Annotated in this window: 13 protein-coding genes; 10 read left to right on the top strand and 3 right to left on the bottom strand. The window is 73.1% G+C overall.

The window, feature by feature from the left end; all coding sequences use genetic code 11:
* Positions 1-37: 37 nt before the first annotated feature.
* The 6 genes from ACFYWL_RS28425 to ACFYWL_RS28400 all read left to right on the top strand — a co-directional run bounded on the left by ACFYWL_RS28425 (position 38) and on the right by ACFYWL_RS28400 (position 11,382).
* Positions 38-1,582: a sugar ABC transporter ATP-binding protein gene (locus tag ACFYWL_RS28425; RefSeq protein WP_386978899.1), complete on the top strand. Its 1,545-nt coding sequence runs from the start codon at positions 38-40 to the stop codon at positions 1,580-1,582.
* Positions 1,579-2,649 carry an ABC transporter permease gene (locus ACFYWL_RS28420; protein WP_386978895.1) on the top strand — a complete coding sequence of 357 codons (1,071 nt, stop codon included), beginning with the start codon at positions 1,579-1,581 and terminating at the stop codon, positions 2,647-2,649. The genes ACFYWL_RS28425 and ACFYWL_RS28420 overlap by 4 nt, the downstream gene beginning before the upstream one ends.
* The gene (gene yjfF / locus ACFYWL_RS28415; RefSeq protein ID WP_386978892.1) at positions 2,646-3,638 is read left to right on the top strand and encodes a galactofuranose ABC transporter, permease protein YjfF; all 993 of its coding nucleotides are present in this window, start codon (positions 2,646-2,648) and stop codon (positions 3,636-3,638) included. The genes ACFYWL_RS28420 and yjfF overlap by 4 nt, the downstream gene beginning before the upstream one ends.
* Before the next feature lie 28 nt (positions 3,639-3,666).
* Positions 3,667-5,172: an L-arabinose isomerase gene (gene araA, locus ACFYWL_RS28410; RefSeq protein WP_386978889.1), complete on the top strand. Its 1,506-nt coding sequence runs from the start codon at positions 3,667-3,669 to the stop codon at positions 5,170-5,172.
* 142 nt (positions 5,173-5,314) lie between these two features.
* A complete protein-coding gene (locus ACFYWL_RS28405) occupies positions 5,315-6,343 on the top strand; it encodes a LacI family DNA-binding transcriptional regulator (protein WP_386978886.1) in 1,029 nt (342 codons plus the stop codon).
* Positions 6,344-6,570: 227 nt separating this feature from the next.
* Positions 6,571-11,382: a family 43 glycosylhydrolase gene (locus tag ACFYWL_RS28400; protein ID WP_386978883.1), complete on the top strand. Its 4,812-nt coding sequence runs from the start codon at positions 6,571-6,573 to the stop codon at positions 11,380-11,382.
* 70 nt (positions 11,383-11,452) lie between these two features.
* On the opposite strand, the gene ACFYWL_RS28395 is transcribed toward ACFYWL_RS28400, so the two are convergent.
* Positions 11,453-12,859: a PLP-dependent aminotransferase family protein gene (locus ACFYWL_RS28395; RefSeq protein WP_386978880.1), complete on the bottom strand. Its 1,407-nt coding sequence runs from the start codon at positions 12,857-12,859 to the stop codon at positions 11,453-11,455.
* Between ACFYWL_RS28395 and ACFYWL_RS28390 the strand changes: the two genes are divergently transcribed.
* Positions 12,858-13,844, top strand: a complete 987-nt coding sequence (locus ACFYWL_RS28390; RefSeq protein WP_386978877.1) for a DMT family transporter — start codon at positions 12,858-12,860, stop codon at positions 13,842-13,844. The genes ACFYWL_RS28395 and ACFYWL_RS28390 overlap by 2 nt on opposite strands.
* On the opposite strand, the gene ACFYWL_RS28385 is transcribed toward ACFYWL_RS28390, so the two are convergent.
* Positions 13,841-15,412, bottom strand: coding sequence for a polysaccharide lyase family 1 protein (locus ACFYWL_RS28385; protein WP_386978874.1), 1,572 nt, complete (start codon positions 15,410-15,412; stop codon positions 13,841-13,843). The two genes, ACFYWL_RS28390 and ACFYWL_RS28385, sit on opposite strands and share 4 nt — an antisense overlap.
* Positions 15,413-15,766: 354 nt before the next feature.
* Between ACFYWL_RS28385 and ACFYWL_RS28380 the strand changes: the two genes are divergently transcribed.
* Positions 15,767-16,759, top strand: a complete 993-nt coding sequence (locus ACFYWL_RS28380; protein WP_386978871.1) for an ion transporter — start codon at positions 15,767-15,769, stop codon at positions 16,757-16,759.
* 45 nt (positions 16,760-16,804) lie between these two features.
* Here ACFYWL_RS28380 and ACFYWL_RS28375 read toward each other — a convergent pair whose 3' ends face one another.
* Positions 16,805-17,821, bottom strand: coding sequence for a DUF1996 domain-containing protein (locus tag ACFYWL_RS28375; RefSeq protein WP_386978868.1), 1,017 nt, complete (start codon positions 17,819-17,821; stop codon positions 16,805-16,807).
* Between the two features lie 323 nt (positions 17,822-18,144).
* Here ACFYWL_RS28375 and ACFYWL_RS28370 point away from each other — a divergent pair, with 323 nt between their 5' ends.
* Positions 18,145-18,444 (top strand): hypothetical protein, encoded by a 300-nt coding sequence (locus ACFYWL_RS28370; RefSeq protein WP_386978865.1) that lies wholly within the window; start codon positions 18,145-18,147, stop codon positions 18,442-18,444.
* Positions 18,444-20,093, top strand: a complete 1,650-nt coding sequence (locus ACFYWL_RS28365) for an amidase (RefSeq protein ID WP_386978862.1) — start codon at positions 18,444-18,446, stop codon at positions 20,091-20,093. Before ACFYWL_RS28370 ends, ACFYWL_RS28365 begins: the two co-directional genes overlap by 1 nt.
* The last annotated feature ends 99 nt before the right edge of the window (positions 20,094-20,192 follow it).

The following is a 20,192-nucleotide window of genomic DNA, read 5'->3' as shown; positions in this document are numbered from 1 at the left end:
CCCGCTCGCTTCCGCGACACACGAAAGGCCTGGTGGGATGTCGCAGAGGCATCCGGTCCTGACGATGACCGCGATCAGCAAGATCTTCCCGGGAGTGCGCGCCCTCGACGGCGTCGACTTCCGCCTCTTCCCCGGCGAGGTCCACGCCCTGATGGGCGAGAACGGCGCCGGCAAGTCCACCCTCATCAAGGTGCTGACCGGCGTCTACAGCACGGACGCCGGCACGATCACCCTCGACGGTCAGCAGGTCTCCTTCGCCGGGCCGATGCAGGCCACCGCGGCCGGGGTGAGCACCGTCTACCAGGAGGTCAACCTCCTGCCGAACCTGTCGGTGGCGGAGAACATCTTCATCGGCCGGGAGCCGCGCCGGCTCGGGACCGTCAACTGGCGCGAGATGCGCCGCCGGGCCAAGGAGCTGCTGGCCCGCATCGACCTGCACATCGACGTCACCGAGCTGCTCGGCAGCTATTCCCTCGCGGTGCAGCAGATGGTGGCCATCGCCCGCGCCGTCGACGTGAACGCCCGGGTGCTGATCCTCGACGAGCCCACCTCCAGCCTCGACGCCGACGAGGTGGCCCAGCTGATGCGGATCATGCGCCAGCTGCGCGACGACGGCATCGCGATCGTCTTCGTCACCCACTTCCTCGACCAGGTGTACGGCATCGCCGACCGGATCACCGTGCTGCGCAACGGCCGCCTCGTCGGCGAGTACCCGACGGCCGAGCTGCCGCAGATCGCCCTCGTGGAGAAGATGATCGGCAAGGAGCTCGACGCGCTGGAGCGCCTCGACTCCGAGACCGACCGGGACCGCGCGGCGATCGCGGCGGGGGAGCCGTTCATAGCGGCGGACGGGCTGGGCCGCAGCGGCTCGGTCGAGCCGTTCAGCCTCACCATCCACGCCGGCGAGGTCGTCGGGCTGGCCGGGCTGCTCGGCTCGGGGCGTACCGAAGTCGCCCGGTTGTTCTTCGGCGCGGACCGCGCCGACCAGGGCCGGCTCGCGGTCGACGGCGCGCCCGCCGCGATCCGCAACCCGGTGGCCGCGATCGACCGGGGCGTCGCCTTCTGCTCCGAGAACCGCCGCACCGAGGGCCTGGTGGGCGAGCTGTCGGTGCGGGAGAACATCATCCTGGCCATGCAGGCCGCCCGCGGCTGGCTGCGGCCGGTGCCCCGGCGCAAGCAGGACGAGCTGGTCGAGCGCTACATCAAGGCGCTGAGCATCCGCCCGGCCAACCCCGACATGCCGGTGCGCAACCTCTCCGGCGGCAACCAGCAGAAGGTGCTGCTCGCCCGGTGGCTGATCACCGAGCCGCGGCTGCTGATCCTGGACGAGCCGACCCGGGGCATCGACATCGGCGCGAAGACCGAGATCCAGCGCCTCGTGGCGCAGCTCTCCGACGGCGGGATGGCGGTGCTGTTCATCTCCGCCGAGCTGGAGGAGGTGCTGCGGCTCAGCCACAAGGTCGTCGTGATGCGCGACCGGCGGCTGGTCGCCCAGCTCGACAACGACGACACCCTCGACGCCGACCGCGTGATGCGGGCCATCGCCAGCGGCGCGGCGCAGGAAGGGCTGGAGAAGGTATGAGCACTGCGCGTACCCGCCTCGCGGGCGTCACCGGCCACCGGCTGTTCTGGCCCCTGGTCGTGCTGGTGGTGCTGCTGGCGGCGAACACCGTCTACCGGCCGAGCTTCCTGTCGGTCGAGCTGAAGAACGGCCACCTCTACGGCAGCCTCGTCGACATCGTCCGGCTCAGCGCCCCGCTGATCCTGGTCGCGCTGGGCATGTCCCTGGTGATCGCCACGGGCGGCATCGACCTGTCCGTGGGTTCCGTGGCCGCCGTCTGCGGCGCGATAGCCTGCCTCTACATCAGCGAGCAGCCCGACCAGAACAACCTCGGCGCGGTGCTCACCGCGGTGGCGATCGCGTTCGGCGTCGCCCTGGTGCTCGGCGCGTGGAACGGGATCCTGGTCGCCGGGATAGGCATCCAACCGATCATCGCCACGCTGATCCTGATGGTCGCGGGCCGGGGCCTGGCCCAGCTGGTCACCTCCGGGCAGATCATCACCATCAACAGCGAGCCGTACAAGACGATCGGGGTCGGGCACCTGCTCACGCTGCCGTTCGCGATCATCATCGCCCTCGCGGTGACGCTGGTCGTGGCGGTGCTGACCCGCCGCACCGCCCTCGGCATGATCATCGAAGCGGTCGGCGGCAACGCCGAGGCCAGCCGCCTGGCGGGCGTGCGCTCGCGGCGGATCACCTTCCTGGTGTACGTGGTGAGCGCCGCCTGCGCCGCCGTCGCCGGGTTCATGATGACGGCGAACGTCTCCAGCGCCGACGGCAACGCCGTCGGCCTCTGGGTCGAGCTCGACGCGATCCTCGCCGTGGTCATCGGCGGCACGTCGCTGGCCGGCGGCCGGTTCTACCTCAGCGGCACCATCGTCGGCGCGCTGATCATCCAGACCCTCACCACCTCGGTGTACGCCATGAACATCGACCCGCAGACGGCCCTGCTGTTCAAGGCGGTCGTGGTGATCGCGGTCTGCCTCATCCAGGCGCCGGCGTTCCGCGCCCGGTTCCGGCGCCGGCACGCGCCGACGGCGGCCCCGGCGACCCCCGTCGAGAAGCAGAAGGAGCAGGTCCCGGCATGACCACGACCCCACTGGCCGCGCGAGGCCCACGGGCCTGGTGGCGGGTGCCGCAGCGGCAGGTGCCGGTGCTGGCCACCCTGGCCCTGCTGCTGGTGATGTACGGCATCGGCGTCTCGCAGTACCGCGCGTTCTCCAACATCCAGGTCGTCTTCAACATCTTCATCGACAACGGCTTCCTGCTGGTCGTCGCGGTCGGCATGACCTTCGTCATCCTGACCGGCGGCATCGACCTGTCGGTCGGCTCGGTGGTGGCGATGACCGCGATGGTGTCGGCGTCGCTGCTCGGCGACGGCGTGCACCCCGCGCTGGTGCTGCTGATCGCGCTGCTCATCGGCCCCACCCTCGGGTTCGCGATGGGCTGCGTCATCCACTTCTTCGACATCCAGCCGTTCATCGTCACCCTCGCCGGCATGTTCTTCGCCCGGGGCATGTGCACCTGGATCAGCTCGACGTCCATCCCGATCACCGACGGGTTCTGGACCTCGGCGGCGCAGGAGCGCATCCGCATCGGCGAGAACTTCGTGACCGTGAGCGTCCTGGTCGCCCTCGCCGTGGTGGCGGTCGCGGCGTACACGCTGGCGTACACCCGGCTGGGGCGCAACGTGTACGCCATCGGCGGCAACCAGCAGTCAGCGCTGCTCATGGGCCTGCCCGTGGGGCGTACGAAGATCGCCGTCTACACGATCAGCGGGCTCTGCTCGGCCATCGGCGGCATCCTGCTGTCGTTCTACACGCTGTCGGGCGCCCCGCTGATCGCCGTCGGCATGGAGCTGGACACGATCGCCGCCGTCGTCATCGGCGGGACGCTGCTCACGGGCGGCTCCGGCTACGTGTTCGGCACCGTGCTGGGCGTCCTCGTGCTGGGGGTGATCCAGACGCTGATCACCTTCGACGGCAGCCTCAGCTCCTGGTGGACCAAGATCGTGATCGGTGGCCTGCTGTTCGCGTTCATCCTCCTCCAGCGCCTCGTCGGCATCCGCAAGAAGTGACCACCCCAGTACACCGGAAGGCAACCCCATGACCAACCCATCCCCGGCCGCCGAGGTCTGGTTCCTCACCGGCAGCCAGGGCCTGTACGGCCCGGAGACCCTGCGTCAGGTGGCCGACCAGTCCCGGCAGATCGCGGCGCAGCTCGACGCCGACCCGGCCATCCCCGCCCGGGTGGTCTGGAAGCCGGTGCTCACCTCCAGCGCCGACATCCTGGCCGTCTGCCGCGACGCCGCCGTCCAGGGCGCGGTCGGGGTGATCGCCTGGATGCACACCTTCTCTCCCGCCAAGATGTGGATCTCCGGCCTGGACGCGCTGCGCACCCCGCTGCTGCACCTGCACACGCAGGCCAACGTGGCGCTGCCCTGGTCCGAGATCGACATGGACTTCATGAACCTCAACCAGGCCGCCCACGGCGACCGGGAGTTCGGGTTCGTGCAGACCCGGCTGGGGGTGGCCCGCAAGACCGTCGCGGGGCACGTGAGCAACCCGAGCGTCACCGCCCGCATCGCGGCGTGGACCCGGGCGGCGATCGGGCACGCGGAGCTGCGGTCGCTGCGGCTGGCCCGCTTCGGCGACAACATGCGCAACGTGGCGGTGACCGAGGGCGACAAGGTCGAGGCGGAGCTGCGCTTCGGCGTCTCGGTCAACACCTACGGCGTGAACGACCTGGTGGCGGCCGTGGACGCGGTGGCGGACACGCGCATCGACGAGCTGGTCAAGGAGTACGACGACAGCTACCGGCTCGTCGCCGAGCTGCGGGCCGGCGGCGACCGGCACGACTCCCTGCGCTACGCCGCCCGGATCGAGGCGGGCCTGCGCGACTTCCTCGACGCGGGCGGGTTCCGCGCGTTCACCACGAACTTCGAGGACCTCGGCGGGTTGCGGCAGCTGCCGGGGATCGCGGTGCAGCGGCTGATGGCCGACGGCTACGGCTTCGGCGGCGAGGGCGACTGGAAGACCTCGGTGCTGGTGCGCACGCTCAAGGCGATGTCGGTGGGCACCACGGGCGGCACGTCCTTCATGGAGGACTACACCTACGACCTCACGCCGGGGCAGGAGGTGATCCTCGGCGCGCACATGCTGGAGGTCTGCCCGTCCATCGCCGCCGACACGCCCGCCGTGGAGATCCACCCGCTGGGCATCGGCGGGCGCGAGGACCCCGTGCGCCTGGTCTTCGACGCCCAGGCGGGGCCCGCCGTGGTGCTGGGGCTGGCCGACATGGGGGAGCGGTTCCGGCTGGTGGCCAACGAGATCGACGTGATCGTCCCGCCGCAGCCGCTGCCGAAGCTGCCCGTGGCCCGGGCGGTGTGGCGGCCCCGGCCGGACCTGGCCGGCTCGGCTGAGGCGTGGCTCACGGCCGGCGCGCCGCACCACACGGTGCTGTCGCAGGCCGTCGGGGTCGAGGAACTGCACGACCTGGCCGAGATGGTCGCCACCGAGCTGGTCGTCATCGACGCGGAGACGACCACCCGCCGGCTGACGAACGAGTTGCGGTGGAACCAGGCCTACTACCGGTTGGCCAGGGGATTCTGAGGGCTCGACCGGTCGACCGTACGACAGGGTATCCGGCGTGCTCCCCGAGGCGGGAGCACGCCGGACACGCCCTCCGCGCAGCGAGCCTGACCGCCCGTCTTGTTGATCACGACGGGCTACGATGGCCACGAGGGGAGTTGCCATGGGTCAGCAGCCGGCCGCACGCGCGGCGGTGATGAACGACGTCGCCCGGCTCGCCGGTGTCTCGCACCAGACGGTGTCGCGGGTGCTCAACAACCACCCCAGCGTCCGGCAGGAGACCCGCGAGCGGGTGATGCGCGCGGTGCACCAGCTCAACTACCGGCCCAACGCCCTGGCCCGGGGGCTGGCCGGGCGGCGCTCCCGGGTCATCGGCGTGGTCAGCTTCGACACCATCCTCTACGGCCCGGCGGCGACCCTGCTCGGCATCGAGCGCGCGGCCCGCGCCGCGGGGTACGGCATCAGCATCGTCACCCTGGAGCAGCTCGACCGGGCCGGGATGCGGTCCGCCATCGACGCCCTCACCGAGCAGTCGGTGGCGGGCGTGGTCGTCATCGCCCCGATGATGACGGCGGCGGTGGCCGTGCACGGCCTGCCCACCGGCGTCCCCGCCGTGGTGGTCGAGTCCAGCGGGGGCGCCCGGGAGTTGCCGAGCATCTCCGTCGACCAGGTCGCCGGGGCCCGGCTGGCCGTGGAGCACCTGCTCTCCCTCGGACACGAGACGGTGTGGCACATCGCCGGCCCCCGCGACTGGCTGGAGGCCCGCGACCGCGTCGACGGGTGGCGGCTGGCGCTGGAGCAGGCCGGCCGCTCCGTCCCGCCGGTCCTCGTCGGCGACTGGAGCCCCCGCGCGGGCTACGAGATCGGGCAGTCGCTGGTCGACCGCCCGGACGTGACGGCCGTGTTCTGCGCCAACGACCACCAGGCGCTCGGCCTGCTGCGGGCGCTGCACCAGCGCGGCGTGCGGGTCCCGGAGGACGTCAGCGTGGTCGGGTTCGACGACATCCCCGAGGCCGAGTACCTCTCGCCGCCGTTGACCACCGTGCGGCAGGACTTCGACGAGGTCGGCCGGCGGTGCGTGGCGGCCCTGCTGGAGCTGTTCGACGCCGACGGCCCGGCGGGGCGCTTCCCGGACCCGCAGGTCGAGCCGCAGCTCGTCGTGCGCGCGAGCAGCGGCGGCCGGAAGGGCTGACCGCCCGCCCACCCGCACCCGGCGCGCCGCGAGGGCCGCGGTCCTCGTCGTGCCAGCCCGCCGCGAGGGTCGGCCGGCACCGCCGGCTGTCCCTTGGGCGCAGCGATCCCTGTTAACGCGCACATACCCAGCGTTGTGCCTGGTGGGACCCCTTGACGACGGGGTTTCGTAGCGCCGAGAATTCGGGCCTGTTAACGCTCACACCCCCGCCACCACGAGGGAACCCCATGCGCGAAGCAGCTCCCCCGGAACCGCGATCCTTCTCCCCGCCCCGCTCCCGCCGCCTGGCCCGGCCCCTCGTCGCCGGGGTGCTCCTCGCCCTGGTCGCCGGGCTGCTGCCCGCCACCGCCGCACCCGCCGCCGCGGCCGACGTGACCGACGGGCTGCTGGTGCGCTACGACCTGACGCAGGCCACCGGCACGACCGTCACCGACAGCTCCGGCCGGGGCAACCACGGCACGCTCGTCGGCGGCGGCACCTGGACCGGACAGGGCGGCCTCGTCCTCGACGGCGTCGACGACCACGTCAGGCTGCCCGACGACATCATGGCCGGGCTGTCGTCGATCACCGTCGCCGTCGACGTCCTCGTCGACCCCACGCAGCAGACCCCGTACTTCGTCTGGGGCCTCGGCAACCCCGCCACCTCGAACTCCGGCACCGGCTACCTGTTCACCAGCGGCGACGCCTTCCGCGCCGGCATCACCACCACCAACTGGTCCGGCGAGAAGGTGACCGGCAAGGGCGCGAACCTGGCCCGGGGCGTGTGGAAGTCCGTCACCTACACGCAGACCGGCACCACCGGCACCCTCTACGAGGACGGCGTGCAGGTCGCGCGGAACAGCGGCGTCACCGTGCTGCCCAGCGCCGTCGGCAACGGCACGACGACCAACAACAACCTCGGCCGGTCCAACTACGCCGCCGACCGGTACCTGAAGGGCCGGGTGGCGAACTTCCGCATCTACGACCGAGCCCTGGCCGCCGACGAGGTGGCGGCGATCGCGCTGCCCGACGCGGCCCGCGTCGCCGCCGACACCGCCGCCCTCGACCTGGGCGACCTGTCGGCCGTGACCGGCAGGCTCACCCTGCCCACCACCGGCACGTACGGGTCGGCGATCGCCTGGTCCTCCAGCGCCCCGGGCACCATCGGCGCGACCGGCGAGGTGACCCGCCCCGCTCCCGCCGACGGGCCCGCCACGGTCACCCTCACCGCCACCGTCAGCCGGGGCGGCAGCAGCGGCACCAAGGCGTTCACCGCCACCGTGCTGCCCAACGAGACCGACCAGACGCGGGCCGAGGCAGCCGCCGCCGCCCTGTCGCTGGTGAACGCCGGTGACGTGCGCGGCAACCTGACCATGCCGGCCACCGGCAGCAACGGCGCGGCCATCGCCTGGCGCTCCGCCCGCCCGGACGTCGTCAGCCCCGACGGCGTCGTCAAGCGCCCCGCGCACGGGGCCGGAGACGTCAGGGTCACCGTGACCGCCACCGTCACCGTCGGCGCGGCCACCGCCGAGCGCGCCATCGAGCTGACCGTCCGCGAGCTGCCCGAGGCCGCGCCGTACGCCGGCTACGCCTTCAGCTACTTCACCGGCAACTCCATCGCCGGGGAGAAGATCTACTTCGCGGCCAGCCAGGGCAACAACGCGCTGCGGTGGACCGAGGTCAACGGCGGACAGCCGAAGCTGGAGTCGACGTTCGGCACGCGGGGCCTGCGGGACCCGTTCCTGATCCGCAGCCCCGAGGGGGACCGGTTCTTCCTCATCGCCACCGACCTGTCCATCGGCCGCAACGGCAACTGGGACGTCGCCCAGCGCCAGGGCAGCCGGTACCTGGAGGTCTGGGAGTCCACCGACCTGGTGAACTGGTCGGAGCAGCGACACGTCCTGGTCTCCCCGCCCACCGCCGGCAACACCTGGGCGCCCGAGGCGTACTGGGACGCCGCCCGCGGCGAGTACCTCGTCTTCTGGGCCTCGAAGCTCTACGCCGAGAACGACCCGAACCACACGGGCAACACCTACAACCGGATGCTCGCCGCGACGACCCGCGACTTCGTCACCTTCAGCCAGCCGACGATCTGGCAGGACCCGGGCGACTCGCGCATCGACTCCACCGTCATCTCCGAGGGCGACACCTACTACCGGTTCACCAAGGACGAGGGCGGCGGCGGCACCGGCTGCTCCGACATCATCCAGGAGAAGTCGTCCTCGCTGACCGCCGTCGACCTGCCCGGCAAGCCCTCCTGGGCGGTGCTCGACTCGTGCATCGGCCGCGACGCCGGCACCTCCGCCGTCGAGGGCCCCACGGTCTTCAAGGCCAACCCCGGCGACACCTCCGGCTCGAAGTACTACCTGTTCGTCGACGAGTACGGCGGCCGGGGCTACATCCCGCTGGGCGCCGACGACCTGGAGCACCCGAGCTGGAAGGTGCCGGCCTCCTACGACCTGCCCGCCAGCCCCCGGCACGGCACCGTCATCCCGGTGACCAGGAAGGAGCTCGACGCCCTCAACGACGCGCCGCCGCCGGTGCGCGCCAACGCCGACGGGGTCGTCGCCCACTACGCCCTCGACCAGGCCAGCGGCGCCACCGTCACCGACGACTCCGGCAACGGCTACGACGCGAGGCTGGCCGGCGACGCGAGCTGGCGCGACGGCAGCCTCGCCCTCGGCGGGACCAACGGCCACGTGGCCCTGCCCGACAACATCATGGCCGGCCTCGACGAGATCACCGTGTCGATGGACGTCAACATGGCCACCGACCAGGCGACGCCGTACTTCGTCTGGGGCCTGGGCAACACCGACTCCGCCGGCGTCGGCAACGGCTACCTCTTCACCACCGGCAACAACTACCGCACCTCGATCAGCCTCGGCAACTGGACCGGCGAGCAGACCGTCACCGGCGGCGGCGCCCTGCCCCGGGGCGTGTGGAAGACCCTCACGTACACCCTGAACTCGGCCGGCACCGCCCGGATCTACCTCGACGGGGTGCGGGTCGCCGAGAAGACCGGCCTGACCCACCGCCCCGGCGACATCGGCGGCGGCCGGACCACGGCCAACTACATCGGCCGCTCCCAGTACGCCGCCGACAGGTACCTCAAGGGGCGGGTGCGCGACTTCTCCCTCTACAACCGGGCGCTCACCGACGGCGAGGTCGCCGCGCTGGGCGCCAACGGCACCAGCGTCGTGGCGGTCGAACTCGACAGCCTCAAGGTCCCCGCGATCGTCGACGCCGCCAGCAGCACCATCACGCTGCCGGTCAAGCCGGGCACCGACGTGACGGCCCTCGCCCCGACGTACGTGGTCGCGCCGACCTCGACCGTCACGCCCGGCGGCGCGCGGGACTACTCGCAGCCGGTGACGCTGACCGTGACCAGCGCGGCCGGGGCGACCCGCGAGTGGACCGTGCGGGCGGTGCAGATGCGCTCGCCGGTGCTGCCCGGCTTCAACGCCGACCCGAACATCGTGCGGTTCGGCGACACCTACTACATCTACGCCACCACCGACGGCTTTCCCGGCTGGGGCAGCTCGACGTTCACCGTCTGGTCGAGCCGCAACCTGGTCGACTGGACCGCGCACGACACGATCCTCGACCTCGGGCCGGACGTCACCTGGGCCGACAGCAACGCCTGGGCGCCCGCCGCGATCGAGAAGAACGGCAAGTACTACTTCTACTTCTCGGCGCAGCAGAACATCGGCGTCGCCGTTGCCGACTCGCCGCTCGGGCCGTTCGTCGACCCCATCGGCAAGCCGCTGGTGAGCAAGGCCGACTACGGCAACGCCCAGCAGATCGACCCGGCGGTCTTCACCGACGACGACGGGCAGAGCTACCTCTACTGGGGCAACGGCACCCCGTACGTGGTCCCGCTCAACGACGACATGATCTCCTACGACGTCGCCAAGCGGGTGCGGCTGACCGGCCTCACGGACTTCCGCGAGGGCCTGTTCATGCACAAGCGCGCCGGGACCTACTACCTGTCCTGGTCGATCGATGACACGGGCAGCGAGAACTACCGGGTCGGCTACGGCACCGGCACCAGCCCGCTGGGGCCGTTCACCGCCAAGGGGGAGATCCTCACCAAGGACCCGGGCCAGGGCATCCTCGGCACCGGCCACCACTCGATCCTGCAGGTGCCGGGCACCGACGACTGGTACATCGCGTACCACCGGTTCGGTATCCCGGGCGGCGACGGCACGCACCGGGAGACCACGATCGACCGGCTCCACTTCGACGCGGACGGCAACATCAGGAAGGTCGTGCCGACGCTGGGCGGCGTCGACCCGCTGCGCTACACGGGCGGGCAGCCGGCGGCGACGGTCTCCGCCGCGGGCGCCGACGGATGGTACGGCGCGGACGCCGCCCTGACCATCACCGCCGGTGACCGGGTGCGCCTGGTCGAGTACCAGGTCGACGGCGGCGGCTGGTTCCCGTACCGCGAGCCGGTGGACCTGCCGGCGGGCAGCCACCGCGTCGACTACCGGGCCCAGGGCGTCAACCTCCTCTGGAGCGACGTGTGGTCGCTGTCGGTCAAGGTGGACGAGACCGCGCCGACCGTGCAGGCGTACCTGGTGGAGCGCACGTTCGTGGTCAACGCCAGCGACGTCGACTCCGGCGTGGCCCGCATCGAGTACCGGATCGACAAGGGCGCCTGGCAGCCGTACCTGGCCCCGGCCCGGATCGACAGCTGCGCCCACGTGATCCGCTACCGGGCGTACGACGTGGCCGGCAACGTCAGCCGCGAGCGGGCCCTCAACGTGCCCGCGCTGGGCGACCCCGCCAGGGCCACCAAGCTCCCGACGATCAGCGGGATGGCCAAGGTCGGCAAGACGCTCACCGCCGACCCGGGCACGTGGGACCAGAAGAAGCTGACCCTCTCCTACCAGTGGCTGCGCGGCGGCGAGGCCATCGCCGGGGCCACCGGCAGGTCGTACGTGCCGCAGGCCGCCGACGTCGGGCACAGGCTCTCCGTGCGGGTGACGGCCACCCGCTCGGACCTGCAACCCGGCACGGCCACGTCGAAGGAGACGGCGAAGGTCGTCAAGAAGTAGCACCGGGTTCGATCCCCCCACGGCCGAAGGCTGCCTCCCCCGGGACGGGAGGCGGCCTTCGGCTCGTGCGCTATCCGGCGCGGCCGACGGCCGCCAGGGCCCGGGCCAGCCGGCGCGCGCCCTCGTCGAGCTGCGCCGCGCCGGCGGCGGCGTAGGTCAGGCGCAGGAACGCGGCCGGCGGCTCGGCGGCGTGCCAGGGCTGCCCGGGGAAGACGACGACCTGCTCGGCAGCGGCGGCGGCGACCAGGTCGGCCTCGTCGACGCCGTCGGGGAGCCGGACCCACAGGTGCAGGCCGCCGCGCGGCACGGCCTCGGGGCGCAGGTCGGGCGCGTGCCGGCGCAGGGCCGACAGCAGCGCGTCGCGGCGCTCCCGCAGGGCGGACCGCACCGCGCGGCGGTGCCGGGCCCAGGCCGGCGCGGTGACGAACTCCACCGCGGCGTGTTGCAGCGGGCCGGCGACGAAGAAGTCGTCGAGGAGGCGGGCGGAGCGCAGCCGCACGCCGGCCGGTCCACGGGCGCCGAGGGCGGCCACGCGCAGCCCCGGCGCGACCGACTTGGTCAACGAGCGCAGGTACACGACGTGGCCGTCGACGTCGTCGGCGGCCAGGGGCGGCGGCGGATCGCCGTCGATGCCCAGGTCCCGGGCGTAGTCGTCCTCGAGCAGGAACGCCCCCGCGTCCCGCACGGCGGCCAGCACGGCGGCGCGCCGGTCGGGACGCAGGACGCCGCCGTGCGGGTTGGCGTACAGCGGCTGGCAGTAGAACAGCCGCGCGCCGGTGCGCCGCAGGGCCGTGGCCAGCAGATCGGGTCGTACGCCGTCGGCGTCGGCCGGGACGGGCACCACCTGCCGCCCGGCCGCGCGGGCCGCAGCGAGGACGCCGAGGTAGGTCGGGGACTCCACCAGCACGGCCTCGCCCGGCGCGGTGAGCGCCCGGATCGCGGTGGACAGCGCGGCCTGCCCGCCCGGGCAGATGGTCATGTCGTCGGCGTGCCACACCCCGCCGCACTCCCGCGCGAACCAGGCCCGCAGCTCAGGGCTGCCGGCCACGGGCCCCCGGTGCCACGCCTCGGGGCGGCGCGCGGCCCGGTTGAGCGCCGCGCCCAGCGCCGCGATGGGTTGCAGGGCGGGGTCGAGGTAGCCGCCCGACAGCGGGACCGCCCCGGGCGGCGCGACGGCGAGCAGCGCCTGCATCGCCTCCTCGCCGGCCGGCCGGGCCCCGAGCGCGACGGCCTGCCAGGACAGGTCCGGCGCGACCAGCGGCCCGCCCGCCGGGTCGACGACGAAGACGCCACGGCCGGGGACGGCCTCCACCAGCCCCTCGGCCACCAGCCGGCGGGTGGCCCGCGCGACGGTGGCCGGTGACGCCCGGTGCCGGGCGGTGAGCTCCCGCACGGACGGCAGCCGGGTGCCCGCGCCGGCGGCGATCACCCGACGCAGATCTTGGATAACGCGATCGACGGCGTTATCGTCATTCATGAGAGCCGAGAGTAACACTTCCCGCCGTGGGGCGATAACGGGCAGCGCCCTGGGCGCGGTGGGCGTGCTGGCCTTCAGCATGTCCCTGCCCGCGACCCGCGTCGCCGTCGGCGACCTCGACCCGTGGGTGGTGGCCTTCGGGCGTGCCGTCGGCGCCGCCGGCCTGGCCGCGCTCTACCTGTGGGCCCGGCGGGCGTCCCGGCCGTCCGCCGCGCAGTGCCGCCGGCTGCTGGTCGTCGCCGCCGGGGTCGTGGTGGGCTTTCCCCTGTTCACCTCGCTGGCGCTGACCGCCCGGACGGCCGCCCACGGCGCGGTCGTGATCGCGGTTCTGCCGGGCCTGACCGCGGTCTTCGCCGTGCTGCGCGCCCGGGAACGCCCCCCGGCGTTGTTCTGGGTCGCCAGCGGCGCGGGCGTCGCCGCGGTGCTGGCCTTCACGACGGCCGGCGCGGGCGCGCCCGCCGCCCCGGAGGCCGCGGACCTGTTCCTGCTCGCGGCCGTGCTCCTGTGCGCGCTCGGCTACGCGGAGGGCGGCGCGCTGGCGCGGGAGCTGGGCGCGGCGAACACCATCTGCTGGGCGCTCGTGCTGTCGACGCCCGCCACGATCGCCATCACCGCCGTCGCCGCCGTGCGCACCCCGCCGCACGCGGGGCCCGCCGCGTGGCTCGGGTTCGCCTACCTCACCGCCGTGTCGATGTTCCTCGGCTTCTTCGCCTGGTACGCGGGCCTGGCCCGGGGCGGCGTCGCCCGGGTCGGCCAGCTCCAGCTCGCCCAGCCCCTGCTGACCCTGGGCTGGTCGGCCCTCCTGCTCGGCGAGGGCGTCACGCCCGCCGCCCTCGCCGCCGCGCTGCTGGTCCTGCTCTGCGTCGCCCTCACCCAGCGCACCCGTGCCGCGCGGGTCGTTGCGGCTACGGCCGAGGGCCGGGAGGCGTCGCGCGTGACGACGCCCCCCGGCCCCGGTTCCCGCCGGTCGACGGCAGAGCGCTAGCCGGCGTACGTCTCGAACTCGGCGACCCGCGGCGTGCCGTTCGCGCCGGTGATCTCCAGGTTGATCTTCTTCAACGAGGTGGGGCTGAAGGACACGACGCCCACCCCGTTGCTGCCCGAGGCGAGGACCGCGCCGGTGTCGTTGTTGACCAGCCGCCAGGAGCGGATGACGCCGGTGGCGCCGGACGCCTCCCGGATGTTCACCGAGCCGACCCGGACGGCGGCGTCCCACTTGACCGAGATCTGGCCGGTCGAGCCGGAGGGCGACCAGTAGGTGCCCGCGTTGCCGTCCACCACGTTGCCGTAGCTGGTGCCGCTGGCCTTGCTGGAGCCGTCCGCGCCGGCCCCGATGCTGAGGTTCGTCCCACCCGGGCTGGTCGGGCCCGGCGTCGGGCTGGTCGGCCCCGGGGTGGGGCTGGTCGGCCCCGGGCTGGTCGGCGCGGGCGTGGTCGGCGTCGGGGTCTGCGGCGTGCAGCTGCCGTCGGACACCTGCAGGCCCTTGTTGGCGCCGGCCGTCTGGCGCACCAGGTCGGGCACGCAGCCGGCCCCGTCGAGGCGGTAGGAGTAGGGGATGCCGACGGTGGTGGTCGACTGGGGGTTGGGCCCGGCGGGGTAGTTCTCGTTGCCGGGGCTGGACCAGGTCACGTTGTCGAAGATGTTGCCGGCGACCTGCCAGGCGCCGCGCTCGTTGGTGTAGAAGGTGCCCAGGACGTCCTTGGAGTCCTTGAAGTAGTTGTTCTCCACCTTGGCCTTCGCGCCGGCCCGGGAGTTGATGCCGGACTCGCGCAGGTTCATGTAGGAGTTGTTGTACATGTGGGCCGTGGCGCCGCGCAGCAGCGGCGCGCGGGAGTCGAGGTTCTCGTACAGGTTGTGGTGGAACGTGATGTAGTTGTTGCCCAGGTCGCTCTCGCTGGAGCCGACCAGGCCACCACGGCCGGAGTTGCGCAGGATGCTGTAGGACAGCGTCACGTACTGCACGTTGTCCTTCATGTCGAACAGGCCGTCGAATCCCTCCGCCTCACCGCCGGAGGCCTCCAGGGTGACGTGGTCGACCCAGACGTTGCGGACGGTGCTCTCCATGCCGATGGCGTCGCCGCCGTTGGAGGTGGGCGAGCCCGACTTCTTGACGTTGCGGACGGTCACGTTCTGGATGACGATGTTGCTGGAGTCGCGGATGTGGATGCCCAGCTGGTCGAAGACCGCCCCGCTGCCGACGCCGACGATCGTGACGTTGCTGATCTGCTTGAGCTCGATCAGGCCGGCGTTGGTGTTGCAGCTGTTGCCCGACACCTTGGCGGTGTTGCCGTGGTTGATGGTCCCCTCGACCTGGATGATGATCGGGGTGCTGCTGCTGGCCCGGGTGCACAGGGCCGTGTGGATCGCGGTCCCGGTGGTGGCGCGCACCGTCTGCCCGCCCGCGCCGCCGGTGGTGCCCCCGTTCTGGGTCGCGTAGCCGGTCACGCCGCCGGTCGCCGCCGACGCCTGGGGCGTCGGCAGCGCCACGCAGATCGCGGCCCCGATGACCGTCGCGGCCACCGCCGCGTGGAGTCGCAGTGGAAGTCGTCTCATCCTTGCCTCGCCTTCGATGTGTTTCCTGGGGTGGTACGGCCCGGCGACTGCCGGAGGCGACGAGGCGGCCCCCGCCCGGGACGTGGTCTGTGGGGGCCGTCGCCGTCGAAACCGCGACGGACAGCTACGGGCTTGGCGTGGCGCGCCACTGCCGGAACGATCCGCATCCGTTCGGAAAGCGCTTTCCACAGCGAGGATAGGGAGTGGTCGATTGGTCTGGCAAGAAGCTGACCGGTTTGCGGCGGAATGAACACGACCACTGCCGGTGACGTCCCGCCCCGCTCACCCTGCGCGGTCACGGTGGACACCGACCGTCCAAGATCGCATGGTCGGGGCGGCCGGTAGGGTGGGGGAATGCTCGATGCGCCTCCGCCGGTGACCGGCGGGACGCCGTCGCCGGGCCGGGGCGTTGCGTCCGGCGGTCGGGGGGCGGCGGGCGGGGACGGCGCGTCGGGCCGGGGCGCGGCAGGGCTGGCCGGGCGGTGCGCCCGGATCACCCGGTCCCGGCCCTTCGAGATCGCCATCGTCGTGCTGATCATGGCCAACGGGGCGGTGCTCGGCGTCGAGACGTACCAGGACCTGGGGTCGGCGCGGCCGGTGCTGCGGGCGCTGGAGTGGGCCTTCCGGCTCGCCTTCGTCGTCGAGATCGTCGTGCGGGTGCTGGCCTACGGCCGTCGGCCGCAGGACTTCTTCCGCCACGGCTGGAACGTCTTCGACTTCCTGGTGACCGCCGCGATCTTCCTGCCCGGCCTGCACGGCGACTCCGCGTTGCTGCGCGTCGTCCGGGTCGCCCGGATGCTGCGGCTGGTGCGCTTCTCGCCGGGCCTGCGCACGATCGTGGCAGCGTTGTGGCGCAGCCTGCCGGGCGTCGCCGGCTTCCTCGCGCTCGCCGGCGTGACGCTCTACGTGTACGGCATGGCCGGCTGGCTGATCTTCGGCCGGGCCCAGCCGGAGGAGTACGGCGACATCGGACGGTCGCTGCTGACCCTGTTCGTGCTGCTGTCCCTGGAGACCCTGCCGGACCTCGTGGCGCAGGGCATGGAGCTGTCGCCGTGGACGCTGGTCTACTACGTCAGCTTCGTGATGATCACCGTCAACCTGCTGCTCAACATCCTGATCGCGGTCATCGTCAACTCCATGGAGGAGGCCCGCCGGCTGGAGATGACCGAGCGGCTGGCGCCGGACTACGACGCCGACGGCGACGGCGTGCCCGACGAGGTGGACCGGATCGCGATCAGCCAGCGGCTCGACGACCTGCGGGCCGTCATCGCCGAGCTGGAACGGGAGCTGCGCATCGACCGCGACGACCGGCCGCGCGACCCCGGCCGTCCGCCCGGCGACCGGTGACGGCGCGCGCCCTCGGGTGGCGGGCGCGCGCCGTGACCGGGCCCTTCACTGCTGGATCGGCTGCCCGTCGTTGCCGCAGATGTAGCCGTCGACGATGCAGGTCCTCACCCGCCGGGCGAGTTCCGCCTCGTCCCAGGCGTTGAAGAAGTCGCCGTGGAACGTGTAGCCGGGGGCGGTGGTGACGTTGGCCCCGTCGCGGATGCCGGCCAGGCTGAGCCCGGTGCCGCGCACGTCGTACGTGATGAGGAACTCCAGCCGGGGCACGGGCACCGGGTGGCTGGCCGGGCAGGTGCCGCCCACGCCGCCCAGGCCGAACGCCATGTGGCTCTTGTGGTCGGGGCTGTCCAGGTTCTTCCCGTCCCAGCAGGTCGGGAAGTCCAGGTACGTCTCCAGCTTGGACCCGGCCGGGCAGACCGGGAAGTCGCCGCTGGCGGCCGGGATGCCGACGCAGTTCCACCGGGCGGCGGGGTTCTGGCCGGCGCTGGTGGCAAGCGGGTTGCCCACCACGATCCGCAGGCCCTGGGGGTGCGGCCTGACGTTCGCCCGGTCGGTGAGGCCCTGGTAGTAGATCCGGACGCTCTGCGGCTTCTGCGCCACGCCGTTCTGGTAGAGCGTCGGCACCCAGTACGCGGACTTGTCGGCCACCGGGTTGCAGGTCGTCCCGCCGGCCCGCAGGGAGGCCAGGTCGGTGTACGCGTTGGTCGTCGTGTTGCCGAAGAACTCGTGCGTGTGCGAGGCGCCCGGGCGGCCCGACATGACGATCGGGTCGTCGCCTGCCCGGCCCTTGCTCGGGCAGTCGGCCCGGAACTCGGAGCCGCGCACCGGCGCGAGCTGGAGCTCCAGGGCGGCCGCCGCCTGCTCGGGGCTGAGCGCGTAGGCGTGGCCGGCGTGAGCGCCGGCGGCGGCCGAGGCGCCGGTGTCCGCCCGCGCGTCGACGGCGTCCCGGTCGGCCAGCACCCCGCCCGCGACCAGGGTCAGCAGCGCCACGGTCAGCGCGCCGGCGCGGCGCAGGCGCGGGCGGGGGATCGGATCGCCGGCGCGGCGCCCTCGGATGAACCGCATGCTTCCTCCTCGCCCGGCGCACCGGGCACCGGCCCGGGATCGCCGGGCCGTAGACGGGATGGATGGGTGAGAGCGCTCTCTGCGTCATTGATAACCGAACGCAGTTACGCCTGTCAATCTGCGTGACGGCGTCGACGGTCCACTCCAGACGGTTCCGCGGCGGGCGGGCCCGGCGGCCGGGCGGTGCGGGGCGGCGCGCGGTTGCGCAGGTCAGAGGGCATAGACCCCCGTGGGTTCACCGCGTCGAGATCGACTCGTCACATCGGCGACACGGCCCGGCCCGACAGTGGGCGCATCATCTCCCACCCCAGGAGGAGCACCCCTTGGCGCCAACCCCACCGACCGACGCCGAACTGGACGTCCTCATCCGCGCCCGGCTCGCGTCCCTCGGCATCGACCTCGACCAGCTTCCGCCCGGCACCACCGCCGACCCGGAGACCGGCTCTCCCGGCCGCGACTCCGTGCTGGCGTCCCTGCGGTCCTTCGTCCGCGGCACCGTCGGCACGCTCGCCGCGTACCAGCTGCCCGCCCCCGCCGGCACCGACCCCGTCGTCGCCCGGGCGCTGTCCCAGCAGCCCGCGCCGATGCTCTACCCCTCGATCAGCACGGAATGGCGGAAGTGATGAGCGCAGCCCCCGTCGACCGTGGCGTCGACCGTCGTGCCTTCCTGGCCCGCACCGCCGCCCTGGCCGCCGCGTCGGCGGTCGGCGGCGCCGTCGGGCTGCCCGCCGTGGCCTCGGCGGCCGGTCCGGCCCGAACACCCCTGCTCACGGCGGCGAAGTGGAACCCGGCGCTGGACGTGCCCAACGCCTACGTCAAGCCGCGCCCGGAGGCCGTGGCCGACCCCACCGAACTCACCGTCGCCGAGGCGGCCTGGCTCATCCGCGCCGGCAAGCTCACCCCCGCCAAGCTGGTCGAGGCGTACCTGGCCCGGATCTCCACGTACGACGGCACGTACCAGGCATTCAACCTGGTGCTCGCCGAGGCGGCGGCGAAGGCCGCGAGCGCCCTGGCGAAGAAGCCCCGGCGGGGCGCGCTGCACGGCATCCCGCTGGCGATCAAGGACAACTACTACACCGCCGGGGTACCCACCACCGCCAACTCCTACCTGTTCGCCGACTTCCGGCCGCCGTACGACGCCACCGCGGTGTCCCGGCTGCTCGCCGGCGGGGCGATCGTGCTCGGCAAGACCCAGATGGGGCCGCTGGCCACCACCCGGGCCACCACCCCCAGCGGGGTGGTCACCACCGTCAACGCGTGGACGCCGACGGACAGCCGCACCGACCCGGGCGGCTCGTCCACCGGCACCGCCACCGCCGTCGCCGGGCGGCTCGCCGCCTCCGGCACCGGCACCCAGACCGGCGGCTCGATCACCGCGCCGTCCAACGCGCAGAACCTCACCGGCCTCAAGCCGACCATGGGCCGGGTCTCGCTGCACGGCATCATCCCGCTCAGCTACACCCGCGACCACCCCGGCCCGCTGGCCCGCGACGCCAAGGACGCGGCCATCATGCTCACCGCCATGGCCGGCGAGGACCCCGCCGACCCGCGCACGCAGGGCCTGCCCGGGGTGCCGAAGCTGATCGACGCGGCCACCCCGGCGTACTCCGGCGGCAAGCTGAAGCTGCGCTGGAAGACCCGCATCGGCGTGCTGCCGGGCTTCACCGCCGGCACCACCGAGACGGCGGCGGCGCGGGCCGCGTACCTGGCGACGCTCGCCGCGATCCCCGGCGCGACGGTGGTGGACGTGCCGCTGCCCGACGAGTGGGACCTGCTCACCGGCGGCGCGTTCAACAACGTCCGGCTGCCCGAGCGCAGCGAGCCGTTCATGCCGTACCTGCGCACCGACCTGCGCGGCTTCGGCGTGTCGGTGACGGGCTGGCTGCAGGGCGCGCTGCTGGGCGCCGGCGAGTTCGTCACCGGCCAGCGGGCCAAGCTGCTGCTCATGGAGCGGGTGCTCGACCAGCTCTTCGCCTCCTGCGACGTGGTGGTGCAGACCAGCCCGGTGCCGTTCGACATCCTCGGCCTGCCGGAGATCGCCTTCCCGATCGGGTTCACCGCCGCGGGCGTGCCGATCGGCACCATCCTCGGCGGCCTGCCGTACGGGGAGGACCGGCTGTTGTCGGTGGCGGCGGCGTACCAGGCGGTCACCGACTGGCACCGGCGGCGGCCCGCCGACCCGCCGGCGGCCCCGGCGCGCGCCCTGGCGAAGTCCGCGGCCCCCGCCGCCCTGCGGCTGACCGCCGAGGAGGTCGCCGAGCTGGCCCAGTGAGCCCGTCGTCGCCCGCCCCCCCCCCCCCGGGGGGGCCGCCGGCCCCGGGGGGGGGGCCGCCCGGCCCCGGGTGGGCCCCACCCTGGGTTGGGGGCAAAC

The sequence above is a fragment of the Micromonospora sp. NPDC002575 genome (genome assembly GCF_042889525.1).
GTDB lineage: Bacteria > Actinomycetota > Actinomycetes > Mycobacteriales > Micromonosporaceae > Micromonospora > Micromonospora carbonacea.
This window is presented reverse-complemented; position numbering and strand designations above follow the sequence as displayed.

Bases quoted from the DNA above. Each gene is read 5' to 3' on its own strand.
- yjfF (WP_386978892.1), top strand. From the start codon at position 2,646: ATGACCACGACCCCACTGGCCGCGCGAGGCCCACGGGCCTGGTGGCGG.
- ACFYWL_RS28400 (WP_386978883.1), top strand. From the start codon at position 6,571: ATGCGCGAAGCAGCTCCCCCGGAACCGCGATCCTTCTCCCCGCCCCGC.
- araA (WP_386978889.1), top strand. From the start codon at position 3,667: ATGACCAACCCATCCCCGGCCGCCGAGGTCTGGTTCCTCACCGGCAGC.
- ACFYWL_RS28380 (WP_386978871.1), top strand. From the start codon at position 15,767: ATGCTCGATGCGCCTCCGCCGGTGACCGGCGGGACGCCGTCGCCGGGC.
- ACFYWL_RS28420 (WP_386978895.1), top strand. From the start codon at position 1,579: ATGAGCACTGCGCGTACCCGCCTCGCGGGCGTCACCGGCCACCGGCTG.
- ACFYWL_RS28365 (WP_386978862.1), top strand. From the start codon at position 18,444: ATGAGCGCAGCCCCCGTCGACCGTGGCGTCGACCGTCGTGCCTTCCTG.
- ACFYWL_RS28395 (WP_386978880.1), bottom strand. From the start codon at position 12,859: ATGAATGACGATAACGCCGTCGATCGCGTTATCCAAGATCTGCGTCGG.
- ACFYWL_RS28390 (WP_386978877.1), top strand. From the start codon at position 12,858: ATGAGAGCCGAGAGTAACACTTCCCGCCGTGGGGCGATAACGGGCAGC.
- ACFYWL_RS28425 (WP_386978899.1), top strand. From the start codon at position 38: ATGTCGCAGAGGCATCCGGTCCTGACGATGACCGCGATCAGCAAGATC.
- ACFYWL_RS28405 (WP_386978886.1), top strand. From the start codon at position 5,315: ATGGGTCAGCAGCCGGCCGCACGCGCGGCGGTGATGAACGACGTCGCC.
- ACFYWL_RS28375 (WP_386978868.1), bottom strand. From the start codon at position 17,821: ATGCGGTTCATCCGAGGGCGCCGCGCCGGCGATCCGATCCCCCGCCCG.
- ACFYWL_RS28385 (WP_386978874.1), bottom strand. From the start codon at position 15,412: ATGAGACGACTTCCACTGCGACTCCACGCGGCGGTGGCCGCGACGGTC.